The organism is Carboxylicivirga caseinilyticus (genome assembly GCF_050589785.1).
GTDB classification, from domain to species: domain Bacteria; phylum Bacteroidota; class Bacteroidia; order Bacteroidales; family Marinilabiliaceae; genus Carboxylicivirga; species Carboxylicivirga caseinilyticus.
Genome location: NZ_JBNGOX010000040.1, coordinates 1 through 22,664, shown reverse-complemented (window position 1 = coordinate 22,664; position 22,664 = coordinate 1). Strand labels below are relative to the sequence as shown.

The following is a 22,664-nucleotide window of genomic DNA, read 5'->3' as shown; positions in this document are numbered from 1 at the left end:
AATTTATCTATTAGAAGTTCATATTTAACCCTAAAGTGAAAGTTCTAGGTCTTGGATAGAAATTGTTATCTATACCGCCATTTACTTCAGGATCAAGTCCGGAATAATTTGTAATCGTCAAGAGGTTTTGAACCGTAAAACTTAATCTTAAATCAAGTTTATCTTGTAAAGCTTTAAAATTATAACCCGCACTAATATTATCAACCTTAAAGAATGAAGCATTCTCAACAAAATAATCACTGGTAAACTGTCGTTTTACAAACTGAGTTTCACTTAGATATTTTGGCATATTTTTCCAATAACCAATTTGTTGCATTTGATCATATGATGCTCCGGCAGCAACCTGGTTATAAACGTAATTGCCAATATTAGCTCTTGTTGATGCCGATAAATCAAAGTCTTTATAGTTGAAACGGAATGAGAATCCTAATAAATAATCAGGAGCTGGATTATGATATAAATACTTGTCTTCATTATCACCGTTAACAGTTCCTCCATTACCTGATATATCTACATACATACCTTCAATTGGATTACCATTGGTGTCGTATACTTGCTTATTTACAAAATAAGAATATGCAGCATCTCCCACTCTTGTTACTTGTTTCTGTCCTGTAAAGGCATCTCCATAAAGGATTCCAATATAATCAGGATCATCAGTTAAAAGTAACTTGGTAATTTCGTTTTTATTATAAGTGAAATTAGCTCCAATATTCAATGACATATCCGGAGTTGAAATAGCAACCCAATCCAAAGAAACTTCTACTCCTCGGTTTTCTAAACTACCAACATTTGTTAGCAATGTATTTGAGAAGTTACTACCACTAGGAATGGTTACTTCATTTAACAAATCTTCAGTAACACGTTTGTACAAATCAACAGAACCTCTAAGCCTATTATTCATGAAACCAAAATCCAAAGCAATATTCTGAGTTGTTGTCTCTTCCCACTTAATATCCGGATCATATGAGTCTGGACGTAACGTAGGCAACCATTGTCCATTAATCATATAATATGCACCTTCTCTTGCTTCTCTATATAGAGCTTGCGCCGGATAATCGCTTCCAATATCTTGTTGACCAGTAACCCCCCAGCCCAGACGAAGTTTCATATCTGAAATAAAATCAACATCCTGCAAGAATGACTCCTCCTTAATTTTCCATGCAAATGCTGCTGATGGGAACAAGCCCCATGGATTATTTGCAAAACGAGAAGAACCATCATAACGAACTGTTCCTGTCAATAAATATCTCTCTTTTAAAGTATAGTTAGCACGACCAAAGAAAGAAACAAGATAATTTTCTGTTATGTAAGAATCCGTAACAGGTGCCACATTATCAGCAATACCTTCAGTATAACTATCTCCTTCTCTTTCGAAATGTTGCCAAGAATAACCTGCAGTCGCATCCAATCTGTGATTTTCATTAAGAATCTTATTATAGCCTAAATAAAAATCTAAAAGATTATTCTTTACTGTACTATTATAAGTATTTAATTTTCCAGTAAATGGCGTTGTTAATGTCGATGGTGAAGTTACAGGTCTGTTATTATGTCCTGTACCATCTGCATAATCAGTTGCTAAATTTAAATTAGCTTTTAAACCTGATAAAAATGGTAATTCGTATGTAAACTGAACGTTACCAACAAAACGTAAGATATCTGATTTATTGTCAACTGCCATTGCCTGTTCAACAGGGTTTGGAGTACCTAAATTAGCTCCATATGTAGGCCATTGAAAATATCCATCAGTATCGGCATTACCATCTTTAATTGATTGAGTCGGATCCATATTAATAGCTGAACCAATAGCACCTTCGTCACCAAAATTATGCTTAGTGCTCATAATTTTTGCATTAGCATTTAATTTTAGAGAATTATTAAAGAAGGAGGGATTCAGGTTTAATGATCCGGTAAATCTTTGCATATCTGTATTCTCTAGAATACCTTGTTGGTCTGTATAACCAATAGACACACGATAAGGAAGATTTTTAAAGGCTCCCGATGCACTTACATTATGATCTGTAGAAATAGCTGTTCTGAAAATTTCTTTTTGCCAGTCTGTATTAGCAGATCCTAAAAGGTTATATACCTCTTCATCAAACAATTCTCTTTTATCCCATGCAATTTGTCTGAATTCATCTCCAGAATAAACATCTATATAATTTATAGGTGTTGATACTGCTACATTACCACTGTATGAGAATTTTAAATTCTGTCCTTTTTTTCCTTGTTTGGTAGTAATGATAATTACACCATTTGATGCCCTGGAACCATAAATTGCTGTTGCAGAAGCATCTTTTAATACGTTAAAGGTTTCAATATCATTTGGGTTGATGAATGATAAAATATTAGAACTTCCACTTACATTATCATTTGAAATGGGTACACCATCGATAATTATCAATGGATCATTGGAAGCATTCAATGAAGAACCTCCCCTGATTCGAATCGTAGATCCACTTCCAGGAGCACCTCCACTTGAAGTAATTGAAACACCAGAAGCTTTACCAACTAACAGATCTTGTGGAGAAGTGATATTACCTTTATTAAAATCCTTTGAGCTAATGGCAACAACAGAACCTGTAGCATCATCTTTTTTTACAGTTCCATAACCAATTACTACCACTTCATCCATCCCAATAACATCTTCTTCTAAAGCAATATTAATCTGAGACTGACTTTCAATAATTGTTTCAACATTTTTATATCCAATAAATGAGAAAACAAGAGTTTGTCCTTTGCTGACTTTCAATGTATATGCTCCATCCGGAGTAGTAATTGTTCCGGTTGTGGTACCTTTTACTGCTACAGTAACACCAGGTAAAGGCATACCATCACTTGCATCTGTTACAACACCTGTAACAGTCATTTCCTGTGCATTTATATTCAGAAAACTAAATAATGCCAGAAAAAGAAACAGTAACTTAAACAAATTAGACTGTTTTTTCATAAAACATAGATTTTCTTGATTATTAATAAACATTTGATATCCGCTTTAAAGGATTTCGGTGGATTTATGAGTTAGCAACTGCGCTAATACCTTTAAAACAGTGTTTATCGTATTGAAATAACATTACAAACATAGAAAGATTTGATGAGAAAGTAAACATTTTTTAACATCAGAAAACAATATTTTCCTTTTAAAGCTTCTGCAACCGTTTGCGATGACGATTGCAAAATCATTTTTATGATATAAAACATGTTTTCTTTTTTTACACTAATCTATCGAAAACGATTGCAAAGAAAGGGCTCTATAAAAAACTCATTCAACATTTCATGTTTACAATATAAAATCAAAGAGATTCTATGAAGGAATTCAGAGCTTTGTAATGATTAACATTGTTTAACAAACATAAATTTCAAATCTTTTTTACTCTTCGAACAGTAAACCGCCTAATATCTCAAAGAAAATTAGGCAAATTTATTATCTTTAGCTTTTGAGCATTATTAAGGATACTCCTTAATTGTCCAAGTATACTATATGAAATCACATCCGATAACCATTAAAGATATTGCAAGAGTTCTTGGGATTTCCCCATCAACTGTTTCCAGGGCATTAAAAGATCATCCAGATATTAGTCCAAAAACAAAACAACTGGTTCAGACATTTGCCGAGAAAGTAAATTATCGCCCTAACGCCCTGGCATTAAGTTTAAGAAGTAGCAAAACCAATACTATTGGTATTGTGATACCTGAAATAGTGCACCACTTCTTTTCAACAGTGATTAGTGGTATCGAGGACATTGCTTATAGTAAAGGTTATAATGCCATCATTTGCCAAACCAACGAAAATTATCAAAGGGAGGTAATTGATTTACAGGCATTAATTGACAACCGGGTAGATGGCATATTAGTATCAATGAGCAAAAACACTCATGAATTCTCTCATTTTCAAAATGTAAGAGACAATGGAATCCCGATCGTTTTTTTCGACCGCATTTGCGAAGCCATCTCAACAGACAGAGTGATTGCTGATGATTTTGAAGGTGCCCGCATAGCTACTAAGCACCTTATTAGTAAAGGATGTAAAAAAATAATGCACCTATCTGCTCCGCAACATTTATTAATTGGTAAGAACCGAAAAGAGGGCTATTGTAGCGCATTAAAAGAGCATCAGCTTCAATGCAATGATCAGCTCGTAGTAAAGTGTGACACCAGGGAATCTGTATTTGCAAAGGAAGATGAAATTATTAGTCTTGCCAGTGACATTGATGGAATATTTGCTGTAAATGACAGTACTGCCATTGCTGCCATGCAGGTACTGCAACGGAATGGATACAATGTACCTAAAGACATTGCTGTTGTAGGATTTGGGGACGGACCTATTGCCGATATTGCTTATCCACCTTTAACTACTGTAGAACAAAAAGGATATGTTATCGGTCAGGCTGCCATGAACCTGTTGATTGGCCATATCGAAGAAACAGCCATTGAAAGTGAGTTTGAAACCAAAATATTTACACCTGAACTAGTAGAAAGAACATCCTCTCAACTAGGAAAAACAATCTAATATAAATATTCAATCATAACAGTTAATCCTTTCGAAACTGTTCTTTAATTCTGCATTAGCCTTTCTAATGATCAGAACTGAGATATAGTCTATACTTTTCTATTCTACTTATTAAATAATATCACTTGAATGTGTTTTTGCACAATTTCGCAATCGTTTGCAAAATCAGCAGATCATTTAATTAACAATAAAATCAAAAAGAATTACAATTTCCGCAATCGTTTGCAATCTGTATTTACACTGTAAATTACCATCTTACAGAAAACAACCGCAACAAATTTTCAATTCTTATTTATACATATTGATTACATTTGTATCGGATTTATGTGAAAGTAACTTACCTGCTAATACCTTTAACTTAAAACATCAGTTTTGAGAACGGTATAATATTCTGTTGAAATTTCCAACAATTAAAATCACGAAAAGTATTTGGTGAATGTAATTCGTAATTGATTTATTACACATTTGTCATTCAAGGCTATCAATTTAGTAATTGATCATCCTAACTTGCACAAATTATAAATCAATTTGAAATCGTGAACATTGATAAATAAATAACATGAAGAAATTACCAAAACTATCATTCTGGCAGATTTGGAATGTGAGCTTTGGGTTCCTGGGAATCCAAATGGGATTTGCACTTCAAAGTGCCAATGTTAGTCGAATTCTTTCAAATTTAGGAGCAGACCTACATTCTTTACCTTTATTCTGGATAGCTGCCCCATTAATGGGTTTGGTTGTTCAACCAATTGTTGGTTCAGCCAGCGACAGAACATGGAACCGTTTTGGAAGACGTGGCCCTTATATTTTAGGGGGTGCAATTGTGGCGGCAGTCTCAATGTTTTTGATGCCCAATGCATCAGCAGTTGTAGCCTTTATGCCAGTCTTATTATTTGGTTTGCTAATGTTTGCTCTAATGGATGGATCATTCAATATTACGATGCAACCCTTCCGTGCTTTAGTGGCTGACATGACTCCATCAGAACAAAGAAACCTGGGTTATTCAACTCAAAGCTTTTTGATAAATGCCGGTGCTGTATTGGGATCCATTCTTCCTTTTATTTTAACCAATGGTCTAAACATTGCCAATACTTCTGCCCCTGGAACTGTTGCACCTTCTGTAATTTGGTCCTTTTACATTGGAGGAAGTGTTTTGCTTCTTTCAGTAATATGGACAGTTATAAAGACAAAAGAATATCCTCCTGAAGAATATGCAGAATATAAAGGGCTGGATAATTCAAATGAAACAGATCCGCAGTACAAAGGCTTTGTTGGATTTTTTAGGTTGTTGAAAATAACTCCTAAAACAATGATTCAACTGGCAGTTGTTCAGTTCTTCTCCTGGTTTGCACTTTACATTATGTGGGTGTATACAACGCCGGCAGTATCTCAGCATGTTTGGGGTGAAGCAATTGGTGAGAGTGCTACCAAAGGAGCTCAGGATGCGGGAGATTGGGTAGGTATTTTATTTGCCGGCTATAGTCTCTTTGCAGCCATTTTTTCAACTCAAATGTCAAACCTTGCCAATAAATTTGGCAGAAAGACAATATACGGTTTTGCATTACTTATTGGTGGAATTGCCTATATCTCAACATTCTTTTTAAAAGGAGGAGATTTAGTTCACTTAAACTTATTATTTACTCAAGTAGATGTTCCATCAAGTGCCGTAATGTGGTTGCTCCCAATGGTAGGAATTGGTATTGCCTGGGCCGCTATTCTGGCAATGCCGTATGCTATTTTATCGGACTCTATACCTGCCGATAAAATGGGTGTTTTTATGGGTATTTTTAATTTCACCATTGCCGGTCCACAGATTATAAGCGGATTGATAGCCGGACCAATCATTAAATATTGGTTCGATGGTGAAGCCATCTCAATGATAGTAATAGCAGGGATCAGTATGATACTTGGTGCTATCTCCGTAAACTTTGTAAAAACGAATAATCAGTTGCAGTCATAAATCAAAACGAAATTATGGGAAAGATAAAAGCTTGTCTATTTGACTTAGACGGTGTAATTGTGGACACAGCCAAGTATCATTATATTGCCTGGCGTGAACTTGCTAAGGAACTTGGATTTGACTTTACTGAAGAAGACAATGAAAGATTAAAAGGAGTTAGTCGGATGACTTCTCTTGAGATATTATTAGAAATTGGAGGTGTAACTCTTTCTGAAGAAGAAAAGATTCGCTTTGCCGACAAAAAAAATGAAAACTACCGAACCTTCATTTTAAAAATGCAACCAGATGAAATCCTTCCCGGAGCCAAATCATTTCTGGAAGAATTAAAAACAAAAGGTATAAAAATAGCCTTAGGTTCAGCCAGTAAGAATGCAATGACTATTCTGGATCGACTGGAACTCACCTATTTGTTTGAAGCTATCATCGATGGCACAAAAGTATCACAAGCCAAACCAGATCCAGAAGTATTCTTAAAAGGAGCTGAAGAACTAAATGTTAAGCCAGAAGAATGTGTTGTTTTTGAGGATGCTGAAGCTGGTGTTGAAGCTGCAAAAGCAGGTAAAATGAAGTGCGTAGGAATTGGTTCAACTGATGTATTAGGTAAAGCTGACATTGTAATTGACGGATTACATCAAATGGATTATAATAAATTACTGAGCCTCGAAAATTAAGATCGATAAGAATTGATTTAAGTGTTTATACAATTTTAATCAACAGATAAACCTTAAAAACTTACAATATGATAGAATATTTAATTCACGATGAGTGGAACATTATAGAAGAGGGTTTTAAACCTGAACATCACAGATCATCAGAAAGTATCTTCAGTCTTGGCAATGGAAAGATGGGACAAAGAGCTAATTTTGAAGAAACCTATACCGGCCCCACATTACAAGGCAGCTATGTGGCTGGCATTTATTACCCTGATAAAACTCGTGTTGGTTGGTGGAAGAACGGATACCCTGAGTATTTTGCCAAGGTATTAAATAGTCCAAACTGGATTGGTATTGACGTTCAGATTGATGGCCACTTTCTGGATTTATACACCTGTAAAACAGAAAATTTCAGAAGAGTTCTGAATATGCAGGAAGGTTACCTTTTAAGAGAGTTCACAGCCATAATGGATGATGGCAAAAAAGTTGCTGTGGTAGCTAAACGTTTTCTTAGTATGGCCGATACAGAAGTTGGTGCCATTCGCTATTCGGTTACTCCTCTTAATTTTGAAGGTAAAATATCATTCACTCCATATCTTGATGGAGATGTAGAAAACGAAGATTCCAATTACGATGAAAAATTCTGGAATCTACTAGAAATGGAAGCACATCCGGGCGAAGCTTACCTGGTGACTGAAACAAAAAAGCTGGGTTTTAGGGCTGGATTTGGCATGATGGTTAAAACCTTCATTCAGGGAGTAGAAATCAGTATCAAACCCGAAATTCTAAAAAAAGAAGCCTGGGTAGGAAACCGTTTTGAAAAAGTAATTAAAGAAGGTGAGCAATTTACAATTGAGAAAATCGCTGGAGTAACCAGCTCGTTAAATTACAGTAAAAACGATATTCTGGTTGCCACAAAAAAATCTACCAAGGCTGGATTTGATAAAGGATTTGATAAATTATTTGAGGCTCATAAAAATGAATGGAAACAGAAATGGATTCATAGCGACATCAAAATAGAAGGTGATATTGCAGCTCAACAAGGTATTCGTTTCAACATTTTCCATCTAAATCAAACTTATACAGGCGAAGACGAACGATTAAATGTTGGTCCGAAAGGATTTACAGGAGAAAAATACGGAGGTAGCACCTATTGGGATACAGAAGCTTATTGCATTCCTTTCTTTGTTTCAACAGCACCTTCAAACGTAACACGTAATCTACTTATTTACCGTTATAAGCAGCTAGACAAAGCCATTGAAAATGCTGGAAAGCTTGGTTTTAAAGATGGTGCCGCTCTTTATCCGATGGTAACCATGAATGGAGAAGAGTGCCATAATGAATGGGAGATTACTTTTGAAGAAATTCACCGAAATGGAGCCATTGCTTTTGCAATTCACAACTACATTCGTCACACCAACGATTTCAAATATCTTGAAGAGTACGGGCTGGAAGTATTGATTGGTATATCACGATTCTGGAGTCAGCGAGTTAACTGGTCGGGTGAAAAGAAAAAGTATGTAATGCTTGGAGTTACCGGACCCAACGAATACGAAAACAATATCAATAACAACTGGTACACCAATAAAATGGCAACCTGGTGTATGAAGTATACTTCAGAAGCCATTGAAATTGTTAAGAAGAATAATATTGATGCTTTTAACCAAATTGTTGACAAAACAAAGTTCAAAACAGAAGAAGAAACTGCAAAGTGGAAAGATATAGTTGACAAAATGTATTTCCCTTTCAATGAAGAATTAAATGTTTTCATGCAGCAGGACGGATACATGGATAAGGAGCATATCCTTGTGAAAGATCTGGATCCAAAACAACGCCCAATCAACCAACACTGGTCGTGGGACAGAATTCTTCGTAGTTGTTATATCAAACAGGCTGACACACTTCAGGGTATTTATGTACTTGAAGAACAGTTTGATTTGGAAACCATTAAAAGGAATTTCGAATTTTACGAACCAAGGACGGTTCATGAATCATCTCTGTCGCCTTGTGTTCACTCTATTCTGGCAGCAAAAATTGGCATGATCGATAAGGCATATGAAATGTATTTACGCACTTCGCGCCTGGATATTGACGATTACAATCACGAAGCACATGAAGGCCTGCACATAACATCCATGGCCGGGACCTGGATGTCGGTTGTTGAAGGTTTTGGTGGCAAAAGAGTTTATGATGGTAAACTTTATCTTAATCCGGTAATACCTGGTCAATGGAAAAAATATGCTTTCCGCATTACCTTCATGAATAATGACCTGGAAGTAATTGTTTCCAAAGAAAAGGTTGCTGTAGCATCCCATTCAAACAATCCTGTTGAAATGTATTTGTACAATCAATTAATAAAAGTTGAGCCTCAGCAAACTGTTGAAATAAATGTAGGATAAAGCATCTTATTAATGAATAATAGTATCAAAGCGTCATAAATTCAACGCAATTCGAGAAAAAAGGAGTCAATTGACTCCTTTTTTTATTAATATTGCACCGGGGAATATCATTTACTTTTTCACTCATAATGATTATATTGAAAAAGTGCTTCAACCTATTTTAACCATGAGTCGAATAGAGAGAAAAACCATCATAACTCTAATTTCAATATTTTTTTCAACCCTTGTTTTTGGAAAAAATATTGATGTTACAGTCACTCCTTCCAACTGGTGGACAGGAATGAAAAATAATACAGTTACCCTAATAGCAAATGCTCCTTTCAGTGGTAATGCAATTGCAACTATTAACTATCCCGGAGTTAAATTAATCAGAACTTATTCTGGTGATAATACCGAATACCTGTTTATTGAAATTGAAATATCAAACCAGGCTAGTCCGGGCAAAATTCCTATTCTATTCAGAGATTCAAAAGCAAATACAGGATCTTTCGAATTTCAATTATCAGACAGATTACCTTATACACAACAATCGTTAACCAGCGAGGATATCATATACCAGATTGTTCCCGATCGTTTTGTTAATGGTGATAGTAAAAATGATAAAATCAATGGGTATTTTGAAGTCAACGATCGATTAAATCCAGTGGGAGTGCATGGCGGTGACTTAGCAGGTATCTCAAAGGCAGTTAATTACATTTCAAATATGGGTTTTACTTGCGTTGACCTTCTTCCGGTTTTTGAAAGTAACCTAATGACGATGTCATACCAAAGAAATGGGATTACAGACAATTACAATATTGATAAACGATTAGGAAATAATTCAGATTACATAAACCTGATTCAGAAATTTCATCAGAATAATCTGAAGGTAATTAAAACGATGGTGTTGCACCAGTTAGGTAAATATCATCCCTGGAGTCAGAAACCACCCTATAAATCGTTCTTTCATAAATCGGAATATAAGTATGAATCCAGTCACCAGGTAATTTCAACAGATCCTTACTCATCTGAATACGATAAAAATATTGCCTTTGGTACCTGGCAGGAATTAAACATGCCTGTTTTGAATCAAAGTGATAAGAATTTACAAAACCTTTTAATTCAAAACTGTATTTGGTGGATTGAGACTTCAAATGCCGACGTATTAAAGATTTATGAAATCAATCGGAATACACCTGATTTTTTAAAGGTATTGTTTACAGCTATTCATAATGAATATCCTAATCTCTCAATCATTTCTGATCACTCTCCTACCGATACAAATTTGAATTTTTGGCAGGAAATTGCCCTATCTTCAGGATTCAATAAACAACAGGTACACATTACAGATTATCCGGTTGCCAATTCTCTTGCTGATGCATTTTCTGTTTTCAATGAAAATAATGAGGGTCTTCAGAAAATGTATTCAATATTAACTCAGGATCATAAATACCTGAATCCATTCGGTAATATTGTGATGGCAGATAATCATCAATTATCCCGCCTGTTTTCCAACGCAGATAAAGAACTTGACCAATCCATAATGATGTTGGGTTATGTTCTAACAACCCGGGGTATTCCCAGTGTTTTGTATGGAACAGAATGGCTCCTTGACGGATCAATTAATAAAGGAAAAGGATTTGTTCGTAAAGATTTCCCGGGAGGTTGGGACGGAGATAGTCAAAACGGAATTGAACAAAGAGGCTTCTCGCCGCAAGAAAATGAATTTTACAATTTTGCCGTACGAGCAATCAACTGGAGAAATAAAAATAAATCACTGTTTTCTGGTAAGTTTATTCAATTTGCACCTGAAGATGGAACATATGCATATTACAGACAAAAGGACAGTATAGCAGCATTTGTTTTTTTCAACAATACGGAAGAACCTATCAGAATCGACAATAAAAAATACAGCGAGATCCTTGGTCAATATTCAAAAGGATATGATATTGTGAGCGAATCAACGTTCGATGATTTTACAAACTTACTGGTCGAACCAAAGTCAATATTAATCTTACACCTTAAAGATTAATTAACGGTACCGATTTCAATATCTCGTAAACAGGTCCATCATTTGTAAGTATACTTTGATACAAACAAAGTCTAAGATCTTTCTGCTTCAACTTAAATCCGGGTTGAAACTTGTTTTTGATTAATTGAAATGACCTACTATCCTTTATTAACCTAACTCTTCCTAAAGTTAGATGAGGAGTAAATTGCTTATCGGAAGAAGCAATATTATACTTTTCAAGCATTTTATTCACTTCTGAATTTAGTTTGATCCAAGGTGCATGATAAATGACATTCACATAGATAACTTTTGGAATTCTGTTCGATTCAAAAACGCCAATTCCTCCTGTATTTAAATCAAATTTGTCATCAATAGTAAATCGAACAAAATCATCTTTTAACTTCATCACTTTATCTTGCGATATATCACCAATAAAACGAATTGTGATGTGCATTAAATGGTTTTTAACCCATGATATTTTGTTTTTTCTCAGGTCGTTTTTAAGAATAGAAAAGTCTTTAATGAAATCAGGTTCTAAAAGAACAGGTACCCCTATAAATATTCTACGATCATTATCATCTTTACTTTTCATTGAACAGGTTTGTATTTTATGCGATCTTAGAAACAAAAAATTGTAATTTTATATCAAATACTAAAAATACAAAACATGTCAGATACAAAAAAAATAGCTGTTATACTTTCTGGTTGCGGTGTTTTTGATGGTGCCGAAATACACGAATCAGTATTTACCATGTTAGCCATTGCTAAACACGGAGCCGAATACACAATATTCGCTCCTGATATTCAACAGCACCACGTGGTCAATCATATTACTGGTGACGAAATGAATGAGACACGCAATGTAATGATTGAGGCAGCCAGAATAGCAAGAGGCGCTATTCAACCTCTAGATTCCTATAAAGCTGAAGATTTTGATGCCATACTAATGCCAGGAGGGTTTGGAGCAGCTAAAAACTTAAGCACCTTTGCTTTTGAAGGAGCTGAAAGTAGTGTTGAAGAAGAAACAATGAGAGTCATCAAGGAAACTCATGCTGCAAAAAAACCTATTGGTGCCTTATGTATTGCACCTGCCGTAGTTGCCAAAGCATTAGGAAAAATTGAAGTAACAATTGGCGAAGATAAAGGAACTGCTGATGCAATAGAAAAAATGGGAGCCATACACAAACCAACTAACCATGGAGAAGTTGTTATTGACACTGTTAATAAAATTGCAACAACACCATGCTATATGCTTGATGCTAACATTATTCAAATTGCCGAAGGAGCCGAAAATGTTGTAAAGGCAACTCTTGAAATGATATAATATTTAATTTAAACCATAAAAAAACGCATCAAGATAAATCTCGATGCGTTTTTTATTTGTAGTATTTTAAAACTATCTAGAGAATAATAGTTCACGATATTTTGGTAATGGCCAAATTTCGTTGTCTACTATTAATTCTAATTTGTCGATATGGTAACGAATGTTTTCTAAGTAAGGACGAACTTCTTTGTCATAAGCAAATGCTTTTTCTGTCTCAGACTCAATAACATTACATTTTTTACGAGCTTCAGTCATTTCAGCCACTTTTGCTTTAATAGCCGTAATGTGTCCTGAAATAGTTCTGATCAACTCTTTACGGGCAGCTGCTAATTCATTGAATTCTTTCTCTGAAAAGATATCACGGATACCTTGAACGTTGTGAATTAATTCAGTTTGATAAGCAACAGCAGTTGGTACAATATGGTTGATAGCTAAATCACCTAAGGTACGAGATTCAATCTGAATCTTCTTCATGAATTTCTCCATCTCAACCTCAACACGAGCTTCTAACTCGCGCTCAGACATAATACCTGTTTCACAAAGAATCTTCTTACTATTAGCATCCAGATACTTAGTTAATGATTCAGGTACTGAAGTGATATTTGTTAAACCACGCTTAGCAGCTTCTTCTTTCCATTCATCTGAATAACCGTCTCCGTTAAAACGAATAGGGTTAGACTCAAGAATAACCTTCTTGATAGTTTGGAAAATAGCTTCATCTTTCTTAACACCTTTAGCTATTAACTCGTCAACATCTTTCTTAAATTCTTCCAATTGAAGAGCCATTGCAGCACTTAAAGCTGTTAAAGGAGCAGCACAGTTAGATGAAGAACCAACCGCACGGAACTCAAAACGGTTACCTGTGAAGGCAAATGGAGAAGTACGGTTACGATCTGTATTGTCAAGAAGAATTTCAGGAATACGACCAATACCCAACTTAAGGGCTGTTTTCTCATCCGGAGTCATCTTCTGATCAGTAATTTTCTCAGCAAGATTATCTAATGTATCAGCTATCTGTGAACCTGTAAATACTGAAAGAATTGCAGGAGGTGCTTCGTTAGCTCCTAAACGGTGACTGTTTGAAGAAGTAAGGATAGATGCACGCAACAAATCCTGACTCTTATAAACTGCCGCAATAGCGTTTACAACGAATGTTAAGAACTGTAGGTTTCCTTTTGGATTTTTACCCGGAGCCATCAAAACTACTCCTGTGTCAGTAGATAATGACCAGTTATTGTGTTTACCTGAACCATTGATTCCGGCAAATGGTTTTTCGTGAAGAAGAACTTCAAATTTGTGGTGACGAGCAACACGCTTCATCAAGTCCATCAACAACAAGTTGTGGTCGTTAGCCAGGTTAGCTTCTTCAAATATAGGAGCTACCTCAAACTGGTTTGGAGCCACCTCGTTGTGACGAGTTTTTACAGGAATTCCTAATCGGTGAGCTTCAATTTCTAATTCAATCATGAATTTAGAAACACGCTCTGGAATAGAACCAAAATAATGATCATCTAACTGCTGATCTTTTGCAGAAGAGTGTCCCATTAATGTTCTACCTGTTGCAATAAGGTCAGGACGAGCTTGGTAAAGAGCAGTATCAATCAAGAAATACTCTTGCTCCCATCCAAGGTTTGTGTGAACCTTACGAACATCTTTATCAAAATATTGAGCTACACCAACAGCAGCTTTATCTACTGCAGAAAGAGCTTTTAAGAATGGTGTTTTATAATCTAATGCTTCACCTGTAAAAGAAATAAATACAGTAGGAATACAAAGAGTAGTACCTACAATAAAAGCAGGAGAAGAAACATCCCAAGCTGTATACCCACGAGCTTCGAAAGTTTGACGAATACCACCTGATGGGAATGAAGATGCATCTGGTTCTTGCTGAGCCAATAATTTACCTGAGAACGACTCAATCATATTACCATTGTCCCCATAATCAATAAAACCATCATGCTTTTCAGCAGTTCCATCTGTTAATGGCTGGAACCAGTGAGTATAGTGTGTAGCACCACGCTCCATTGCCCAAGCTTTCATACCTGAAGCTACAGTATCAGCAACCTTACGGTCAATTGATTCTCCCTTATCAATTGCTACTTTTACTGCTTTATAAGCATCTTTACCAAGATACTTTGACATGGCATCCATGTTAAATACTAATTCTCCATAGTAATCGGTTGCCTTTGCCGATGGGAACACAACTTGCTTTGCTTCCCTGTTCATTAACTCACCAAGAGCTTGAAATCTAAGTTTTGCCATATTCGCTTAATTTTTTATCGAGTTAGCAGGAGCAAAAATAGATTTTTTTATCATATCACCATCATTTTTAGGGTCAAATTTGATAATTTTTTATTTTTCAATATAAAAAAGCTTCATTTTACAAGCAAAACAGATATTTTTTTGAAAGAATAAAGAAATAACCCCGTAATTAAACCAACATTATAAATTCATTTCTTTTATAAATAAAAAGTCATCCACCCTATAAAACAGATAGATGACTTTCAAATATTATTAGAATAATTTCAAAAACCCTTTTTTAATTAAAGGGATAAAAATTATAACTTACTTATTCATTTCTGCAAAATATTTATAGAAATAAGGAATTGTTTCAATGCCATTGTAAAATTGTTCCAACGAAAAATTCTCATTTGGAGAATGAATGGCATCAGATTCCAACCCGAATCCCATTAATACAGATTTTACACCAAGAATTTGTTCAAAAGTTGATATGATTGGAATAGACCCTCCACTACGAACAGGCACTGGTTTTTTTCCAAATACTGTCTCGCATGCTTTTTCTGCAGCCTTATATGCTGGCACATCAATCGGACAAACGTAAGCCTGTCCCCCATGTAATGATTTCACTTTAACTTTTACATAATCCGGAGCTATCGATTCGAAATGATTGATAAAGAGATCGGCAATTTTCTCATGATCCTGATCGGGAACCAAACGCGAGGAAATTTTTGCATAGGCTTTTGATGGCAATACGGTTTTTGCACCCTCACCGGTATAGCCTCCCCAAATACCGCATACATCAAAAGAAGGACGAATGCCCGTGCGTTCATTGGTTGTATAACCATTTTCTCCATAAAGTTCTTTAACATCAAGGGCCTTTTTATATTCTTCCTGATTGTACGGAGCCTTTGCCATCAAAGCTCTTTCTTCAGTAGATACCTCAATTACATCATCGTAAAAACCAGGTATGGTTATATGTCCATTCTTATCAACCATTTGAGTAATCATACGAGCCAGCACATTAATTGGATTGGCCACAGCACCACCAAATAATCCTGAATGTAAATCACGATTTGGACCGGTAACTTCAACCTCCCAATATGCCAATCCTCTAAGTCCGGTTGTAATCGTAGGAACATCCGGCGCTATCATTCCTGTATCTGAAACCAGTATAACATCTGATTTCAACATATCCTTATTTGTTTCACAAAACTTTGGGAGATTTGGAGATCCTACCTCTTCTTCGCCTTCAATTAAAAACTTAACATTACATTTCAACTGATTGGTCTTAACCAAATATTCAAAAGCTTTTGCATGCATAAACGCTTGCCCTTTATCATCATCTGCACCCCGTGCATAGATTTTACCATTGCGTACTTCAGGTTCGAAAGGCGGTGTATCCCATAAGCTGATTGGATCAACCGGCATTACATCCATATGACCATAAACCATTACAGTTGGAAACGAAGGATCAATAATCTTTTCTCCATAAGTAACCGGATTCCCTTCTGTCTCCATTATTTCTGCCTTATCAGCACCCGCATCCAGCAATATCTTTTTCCATTGTTCCGCAGCCTTCATCATATCAGGTTTATGATCAGCAATGGAACTAATTGAAGGTATACGAATTAATTCAAACAGTTCATCCAGAAACCGTTGTTTATTATCTTCAATGTATTGTTTTAAGTCTTGCATATTATTTGGTTTACTTGTTATTTCTAAAACCTGAAAATTAAGAATATCAAACAGAACATCCTAGGACTTATCTCATATTCTGACACCTTCTTTAAAATTATTCTAAATAATTTTTCAACTCTAAATAACTCTAATTATATATTGACAAGACTAATCATATAGTATTAAATTTATATAGTTCATTAATAATATAGTTTATAATTTTTAAATTATAAAGTCATGACACGCAAGTTAAAACCAGACAGAAGTATTAAAGGATTAGTACCTGCCATCGTATCGTTTATTGTTTTCTTTTTTTGTTTGATTGTTTTTAACCTCCAAACAGCATTTAAGATCCTGGGAATTCTTATGATTATTTATGCATTTCTCTTCGGATTTTGGTCGTTTTATAAAACAAACAATTACTATTTACTGATAAGTACCTTCTATTTACTTACCCTTGGTCTGGTAATGCTTTCAATTCAGGTGCCTGAAAATTTAAATGGTCCTGCCCCATCCTTCAATATTGAATTTAAACTGGGATTACTTTTTGTATACATTTTCTTGTTTTGGCTGATGTATCTTGTTTTTCAGAAAAAACTTAAATACAGAGGAAGGGAAATAATGGAATTAGCTGCATGGGATGTTGAAGAAGGCTCCGCTTCCTACACAGAGAGGCCACGTCCAGCAGGCAAGGTTAACTATTCGAAATATGATTTGATAGATTTTGGAAACTACCTGAAAAAAATACTGGTTTGCATGACCTATGTTGAATCCAACAGAATAGTATTAGTTCCGGTTAAGATGGGTGAAGAATATCCCATTTTATATAACCCAGGATTCGATTATTTAAAAGAAACCTGGATAGCTTTTGATTTTGATGGTGAAGTATCAGTTCATATCTCTCAAAAAGATTATCTGGATTACAGGGATGATCTTGCCTTTGATAACCTGTGTGAATCATTAGGTAAATTAATGATAACATTTGCCGATTTTTATATGAATGGCAGTAAGGTTAGAATTTTAGACAGATTAAATTCGGTAAAAATTGGTTTATTTTCCTAATTATGAAATTTGAAAAAGCGGCCATATTAGGCAATTACCTTTCGAAGAGTTTTGCAAAAGACATATTCAGGTTATTAATAAATTACAAAACGATATCTGCATCTGAAGCAGCTTCCAGACTGGGACTTCACATTCAAACAATACAGGAATTTCTGGAGGCCTTGTCTGAACTTGAAATATTATCGAAAAAAGAGGTGAACGAAGGCAAAAGACCATACTTTCGTTACGAACTAGCACATAGCAAAATACAATTTACTCTCGATTTGGAGGAAGAGTTTGGTAACACAGAAACTGAATGGATAAAAACTGTAAGAATTCGGGAAAAACAAAATGCAGGTATGCAATTTTCATTGGCAAGGAATGGTAAATTATTCAGTAGTGTTACCATTGTTTCTGGCTCAAACAGAAATAGAAAAGAAAAGAAAATTCACCTGACAACCCACCAGGGACTTTTTCTTTACAACCTGCCTTTCCCCGACGGACAGTATTTAACGATTGAAGAAATTTCAGACAAAGCATCTATCCCAAACGAAAACATGAATGAAATTATAGACATCATCAATGAACTGATTCAACTCAACATGATTGATTATCTATAAAAAGGCGATAACCGAATTTCGATTACCGCCTTTCAAAATATTTTGAGTGATAACTTACTTAATATTATTGAAAACGTTAGTTACATCATCGTCTTCTTCAAATTTAGCTAAGAGTTTATCAATTTCAACCATTTGCTCTTCAGTTAATTCTTTTGTATCCTGAGGAATACGCTCAAATTCAGCCTTTTCGATTTCAAACCCATTTTCTTCCAGATATTTCTGTATCGGTCCGAATGATTCAAAACCACCATAAATCATGATAGATCCTTCATCTTCGAAAATCTCATCAATACCACAATCGATCATTTCCAGTTCCAGCTCTTCCAGATCTATTCCCTCCTTCATAACTACTTTAAAGTTACACTGGTGTTCAAACATATAGTCAACACAGCCAGTTGTTCCTAACGAACCTCCATATTTATTAAAGTAACTTCTAACATTAGCTACAGTACGGGTAGTGTTATCAGTAGCAGTTTCAACCATAAAAGCTGTTCCGAATGGTCCATATCCTTCGTAAACAATTTCTTTAAAATCACCTGAATCATGTGCAGTAGCTTTTTTTATAGCTCTTTCCACATTATCCTTTGGCATATTGGCAGCCTTGGCATTTTGCATTAACACACGCAAACGAGAATTACTTTGCGGGTCAGGGCCGCTTTGCTTAACAGCCATTGTAATTTGCTTTCCAATCTTTGTAAAAGTCTTGGCCATCGTTCCCCAGCGCTTTAACTTGGTGGCCTTACGATATTCAAATGCGCGTCCCATTTATATATTATTAATGATGTATTAAATAAAAATGCAAATTTAAGTTTGATTTTTTAATTTTTAAACTCCAAAAATAAATTTATTGACTCAAAAACCACAGGTGTCGGATTTCTGCTGGCAGGTAAAGCGATTGAAATTTTCAGATAGCAGGTATTTTACTATTTTTGTGAAGCATAAGCGAATGAGTGCATGACTAAAATAGACAAGAAGAAGGAATTAGCTATATTAAATCGCGATAAGGCTTTGATTAGAAAACACAAGGCCACCTTTTTACTGAACGACAAAGAGAACCAGGCAATAGAAATTTACTGCAAAAAGTACAAAATTGGCAATAAGTCTAAATTTATGAGAGAGGCCGTTATGCGTATCGTTATGGAAAACTTTCTAGAAGACTATCCTACTCTTTTTGAAAAACAGGACCTTGACAAATTAATCACCTGATTACAACTCTTGCTGTAATTTAGCAACCCAATGCTTTATTCGGTAATCACTCATATCCGGTTCATTATCTTCATCCAAAGCAAGACCAACAAAACGATCATCAATCACTGCTTCTGATTCAGAAAAATCGTACCCATCAGTTGACCAATCTCCAATAATCTTCCACCCTTTTACGTCAATAAGATGATAAAGCTTACCCATGCCATTACAAAAAGTATCGGGATAGGTTTGTTGATCTCCACATCCAAAAAGAGCAAAAGTTTTATCTCTCAGGTCGAGTGACAATAATAAATCAACAAAAAGTTCGAAGTCATCCTGTAAATTACCCACTCCCCAGGTAGATGTTCCTAAAATAATAAAATCATATTTCAGAATATCATCACTTCGCAAATCAATAACCGATCTGCAATCAGCATCCGGCCATTGCATCTGAATTTTTTCAGCAACAAAATGAGTATTTCCAAGTGATGAACCGTAAAAAATTGCAGTTTTCATAATTTCAATGGTTAATGTTAGATGAAAACATATTCTACCTAAAAAAGTTTAGGCTTTTTTCCGAATCATAAAAATTCCATCGCGTATTGGCAGTATTACTTTTTCAACCCTGCTATCGTTCTTAACCTTATTATTAAACTCAAGAATTCCTTTAGTATAACGGTCATTCTTTTTTAATTCCTGAACTATTTTACCATCCCATAATATATTATCTGCCAGAATATAGCCACCAGGATTCAATTTATCAAAAACTAAATCGTAATACTGTGGATAGACGCGTTTGTCACCATCCATAAATACTAAATCATATTTATTTTCAAGCTTTGGAATAACATCCAAGGCGTCCCCAATATGCATGGTGATTTTTTTATCAAAACCTGATTTTTGAAGAAAAGGAACAACAAATGGCTCGAGTTCATCATTAATTTCAATGGTATCGATATGTGCTCCTTCTTTTTCCAGACCTTGTGCCATACTGATAGCAGAATAACCTGTAAATGTTCCAATTTCAAGTACATTTAACGGAGCAATCATCTGCACCAACATCTTCAGAATCTGTCCCTGAACATGACCACTCAACATACGTGGCTGTAGCATCTTTATATGGGTCTGACGATTAAGCTCTTTTAATACATCACTTTCCTCGTCTATATGATCTAAAATATATTGTTCCAGTTCTATAGAATAATCCATTTCTACTGATAAATTAAATACGACAATTGATTATCTGCCAGTATCTCATTGGCTATATCGAGCAAATCTTTAGCTGTGATTGAATCAATTTTCTTATACACATCATACAGACTATCGACCTGATCGTACAAAAGGTAGCTTTTACCCATATTCAACATCAGGTTTTCACGATTGTCAGCCGAAATAGCCATCTGTCCCTTTAATTGCCTTATAGCTTTATGAAGTTGCAGCGATCCTAATTCTTTCGTTTTTAATTTCTTTAACTCTCTGTCAATAATTGAAAAGGAACGATAAAGATTTTCCGGATCGGTTCCAAAGTATATCGAAAAAATTCCGGTTCCATAATAAGGTGTATAACTCGACTCAACATTATATGCAATTCCATTTTTTTCGCGCAATGCCATATTCAATCTTGAATTCATTCCAGGCCCACCCAATAAATTATTCAACAAATGAAGATGTAATCGACTGGGGTTATTAAAATCGTAAGCAACATTCCCGATGATTACATGACTTTGATGGGTATCCTTTTCAATTGTCAAAGATTTAGGAATATACTTACACACCTCAGGCCGATTGTACTGTCTCAGATTTGTAGGTACTGTACCCAGATATTTTTCAGCCCAGGCTACAATTTTTTTGAATGATACATTACCAACACTGGCAAACACCATCTGATCGGTATTGTAATTACGATCAATGAACTGCTGAATGTGTTTTTTTCCAAATGACTTCAAATGTTTAGGCGTACCTAATATATTTCTACCCATTGGATCATTGGCAAACACCATTTCTTCAAATTCATCATATATCAATTCAGCCGGACTATCCTTATATGAATTAATCTCATCAACAATCACCTCTTTCTCTTTTTCCAGTTCTTTAGCCGGAAAAACCGAATTAAAAGTAATATCATGAATTAATTCAATGGCTCGTTGAAAATCCTGTTTCAGAAAAGAGGCGTAAATACATGTCTCTTCTTTGGTTGTATAAGCGTTTAATTCTCCTCCAACGTCATCCAACCTGCTTAAAATATGATAAGCCTTTCTTTTTTTGGTACCTTTAAACACAACATGCTCAATAAAATGAGCCATACCATGTTCTTTTTCTTCCTCATCTCTCGATCCGGTATTTATGATCAACCCACAATACCCTACATGTGACTTATCCTGCTTATGAATTATGCGAATGCCATTTGGCAAAGTGAAATTCTGATATTCCATTAAAAAATTTATGAGGCGCAAAATTACTAAATATCAAGTAAATTAGCACACCTCATCAAAAAAAGAAAAAGTAATTTTTCAAAAATGATTTTGTAGTAAAGAATCTTTCCGTATATTTGCACCGCATTTGAACGAAATGCTCCTGAAAGCCCCGAAAAATGGGGATTTTTAAAGAATGGTGCCATAGCTCAGTTGGTAGAGCAACGGACTGAAAATCCGTGTGTCCCTGGTTCGATTCCAGGTGGCACCACCAGTCTTGAGAGACTGATTTTAGGGTTTGTTAGTTCTGTGAGGACAGAACTAATATTAAAGGGTAAAGGGTTATTGTTCGTTATTTTTACTTCGGTAGAAATAACAAGGTGCCATAGCTCAGTTGGTAGAGCAACGGACTGAAAATCCGTGTGTCCCTGGTTCGATTCCAGGTGGCACCACTTAAAAGGTTGATTTCGAAAGAAGTCAACCTTTTTTTTTTGTATTTTTAGTCATGGTCAAATACCACGTTTATATAATTTATTCTGAGAAATTTGACAGATTTTATATTGGTCAAACTCAAAACCTAAAGTTAAGAATTGAACAGCACAACTCTGGCTTTTTCTCAAACTCATCAACCAAATTTACCAATGACTGGGTAT

The 22,664-nt window shown here is 35.2% G+C and carries 18 protein-coding genes and 2 tRNA genes; 12 read left to right on the top strand and 8 right to left on the bottom strand.

The features are described 5' to 3' along the window. Nucleotides 1-10: 10 nt before the first annotated feature. Nucleotides 11-2,950, bottom strand: a complete 2,940-nt coding sequence (locus tag ACRD62_RS17530; RefSeq protein WP_430821405.1) for a SusC/RagA family TonB-linked outer membrane protein — start codon at nt 2,948-2,950, stop codon at nt 11-13. A 531-nt stretch (nt 2,951-3,481) separates the two neighbouring features. Between ACRD62_RS17530 and ACRD62_RS17525 the strand changes: the two genes are divergently transcribed. The 5 genes from ACRD62_RS17525 (at nt 3,482) to ACRD62_RS17505 (ending at nt 11,533) form a co-directional block, all read left to right on the top strand. After that, nucleotides 3,482-4,510, top strand: a complete 1,029-nt coding sequence (locus ACRD62_RS17525) for a LacI family DNA-binding transcriptional regulator (protein WP_430821404.1) — start codon at nt 3,482-3,484, stop codon at nt 4,508-4,510. Between the two features lie 559 nt (nt 4,511-5,069). Then, entirely contained in the window at nt 5,070-6,470 is a 1,401-nt protein-coding gene (locus ACRD62_RS17520) for an MFS transporter (RefSeq protein WP_430821403.1), read from the top strand. A 14-nt stretch (nt 6,471-6,484) separates the two neighbouring features. After that, nucleotides 6,485-7,141 (top strand): beta-phosphoglucomutase, encoded by a 657-nt coding sequence (gene pgmB, locus ACRD62_RS17515; RefSeq protein ID WP_430821402.1) that lies wholly within the window; start codon nt 6,485-6,487, stop codon nt 7,139-7,141. Between the two features lie 68 nt (nt 7,142-7,209). Then, nucleotides 7,210-9,522: a family 65 glycosyl hydrolase domain-containing protein gene (locus ACRD62_RS17510; protein WP_430821401.1), complete on the top strand. Its 2,313-nt coding sequence runs from the start codon at nt 7,210-7,212 to the stop codon at nt 9,520-9,522. A 166-nt stretch (nt 9,523-9,688) separates the two neighbouring features. Further along, complete coding sequence (locus tag ACRD62_RS17505) at nt 9,689-11,533, top strand: alpha-amylase family glycosyl hydrolase (RefSeq protein ID WP_430821400.1); 1,845 nt, start codon at nt 9,689-9,691, stop codon at nt 11,531-11,533. On the opposite strand, the gene thpR is transcribed toward ACRD62_RS17505, so the two are convergent. Then, on the bottom strand, nt 11,523-12,104 hold the full coding sequence (gene thpR / locus ACRD62_RS17500) for an RNA 2',3'-cyclic phosphodiesterase (RefSeq protein WP_430821399.1): 582 nt from the start codon (nt 12,102-12,104) through the stop codon (nt 11,523-11,525). The genes ACRD62_RS17505 and thpR overlap by 11 nt on opposite strands. 75 nt (nt 12,105-12,179) lie before the next feature. On the opposite strand from thpR, the gene elbB reads away from it, so the two are divergent. Continuing rightward, nucleotides 12,180-12,836: an isoprenoid biosynthesis glyoxalase ElbB gene (elbB, locus tag ACRD62_RS17495; protein ID WP_430821398.1), complete on the top strand. Its 657-nt coding sequence runs from the start codon at nt 12,180-12,182 to the stop codon at nt 12,834-12,836. 72 nt (nt 12,837-12,908) lie between these two features. Here the strand turns inward: elbB and ACRD62_RS17490 are convergent, their stop codons facing one another. Next, nucleotides 12,909-15,098 carry a glutamine synthetase III family protein gene (locus ACRD62_RS17490; protein WP_430821396.1) on the bottom strand — a complete coding sequence of 730 codons (2,190 nt, stop codon included), beginning with the start codon at nt 15,096-15,098 and terminating at the stop codon, nt 12,909-12,911. Nucleotides 15,099-15,401: 303 nt separating this feature from the next. After that, entirely contained in the window at nt 15,402-16,772 is a 1,371-nt protein-coding gene (locus tag ACRD62_RS17485; RefSeq protein ID WP_430821395.1) for a dipeptidase, read from the bottom strand. A 219-nt stretch (nt 16,773-16,991) separates the two neighbouring features. On the opposite strand from ACRD62_RS17485, the gene ACRD62_RS17480 reads away from it, so the two are divergent. After that, nucleotides 16,992-17,816, top strand: a complete 825-nt coding sequence (locus ACRD62_RS17480; protein ID WP_430821394.1) for a hypothetical protein — start codon at nt 16,992-16,994, stop codon at nt 17,814-17,816. Nucleotides 17,817-17,818: 2 nt separating this feature from the next. Then, on the top strand, nt 17,819-18,415 hold the full coding sequence (locus ACRD62_RS17475) for a helix-turn-helix domain-containing protein (protein WP_430821393.1): 597 nt from the start codon (nt 17,819-17,821) through the stop codon (nt 18,413-18,415). Between the two features lie 54 nt (nt 18,416-18,469). Here ACRD62_RS17475 and ACRD62_RS17470 read toward each other — a convergent pair whose 3' ends face one another. Further along, on the bottom strand, nt 18,470-19,180 hold the full coding sequence (locus ACRD62_RS17470) for a YebC/PmpR family DNA-binding transcriptional regulator (RefSeq protein WP_430821392.1): 711 nt from the start codon (nt 19,178-19,180) through the stop codon (nt 18,470-18,472). A gap of 189 nt (nt 19,181-19,369) precedes the next feature. On the opposite strand from ACRD62_RS17470, the gene ACRD62_RS17465 reads away from it, so the two are divergent. Beyond that, nucleotides 19,370-19,621, top strand: a complete 252-nt coding sequence (locus ACRD62_RS17465; RefSeq protein WP_430821391.1) for a hypothetical protein — start codon at nt 19,370-19,372, stop codon at nt 19,619-19,621. On the opposite strand, the gene ACRD62_RS17460 is transcribed toward ACRD62_RS17465, so the two are convergent. The 3 genes from ACRD62_RS17460 to ACRD62_RS17450 are packed head-to-tail and all read right to left on the bottom strand — an operon-like array spanning nt 19,622 to nt 22,032. Continuing rightward, the gene (locus ACRD62_RS17460; protein ID WP_430821390.1) at nt 19,622-20,116 is read right to left on the bottom strand and encodes a flavodoxin; all 495 of its coding nucleotides are present in this window, start codon (nt 20,114-20,116) and stop codon (nt 19,622-19,624) included. A 48-nt stretch (nt 20,117-20,164) separates the two neighbouring features. After that, on the bottom strand, nt 20,165-20,809 hold the full coding sequence (locus ACRD62_RS17455; RefSeq protein WP_430821389.1) for an O-methyltransferase: 645 nt from the start codon (nt 20,807-20,809) through the stop codon (nt 20,165-20,167). Nucleotides 20,810-20,811: 2 nt separating this feature from the next. Further along, on the bottom strand, nt 20,812-22,032 hold the full coding sequence (locus tag ACRD62_RS17450; protein ID WP_430821388.1) for a M16 family metallopeptidase: 1,221 nt from the start codon (nt 22,030-22,032) through the stop codon (nt 20,812-20,814). Nucleotides 22,033-22,209: 177 nt separating this feature from the next. On the opposite strand from ACRD62_RS17450, the gene ACRD62_RS17445 reads away from it, so the two are divergent. The 3 genes from ACRD62_RS17445 to ACRD62_RS17435 all read left to right on the top strand — a co-directional run. After that, a tRNA-Phe gene (locus ACRD62_RS17445) sits at nt 22,210-22,285 on the top strand. 105 nt (nt 22,286-22,390) lie between these two features. Further along, a tRNA-Phe gene (locus ACRD62_RS17440) sits at nt 22,391-22,463 on the top strand. A gap of 53 nt (nt 22,464-22,516) precedes the next feature. Further along, nucleotides 22,517-22,664, top strand: a 148-nt coding sequence (locus ACRD62_RS17435) for a GIY-YIG nuclease family protein (RefSeq protein WP_430821436.1), incomplete at its 3' end; no start/stop codon positions are given.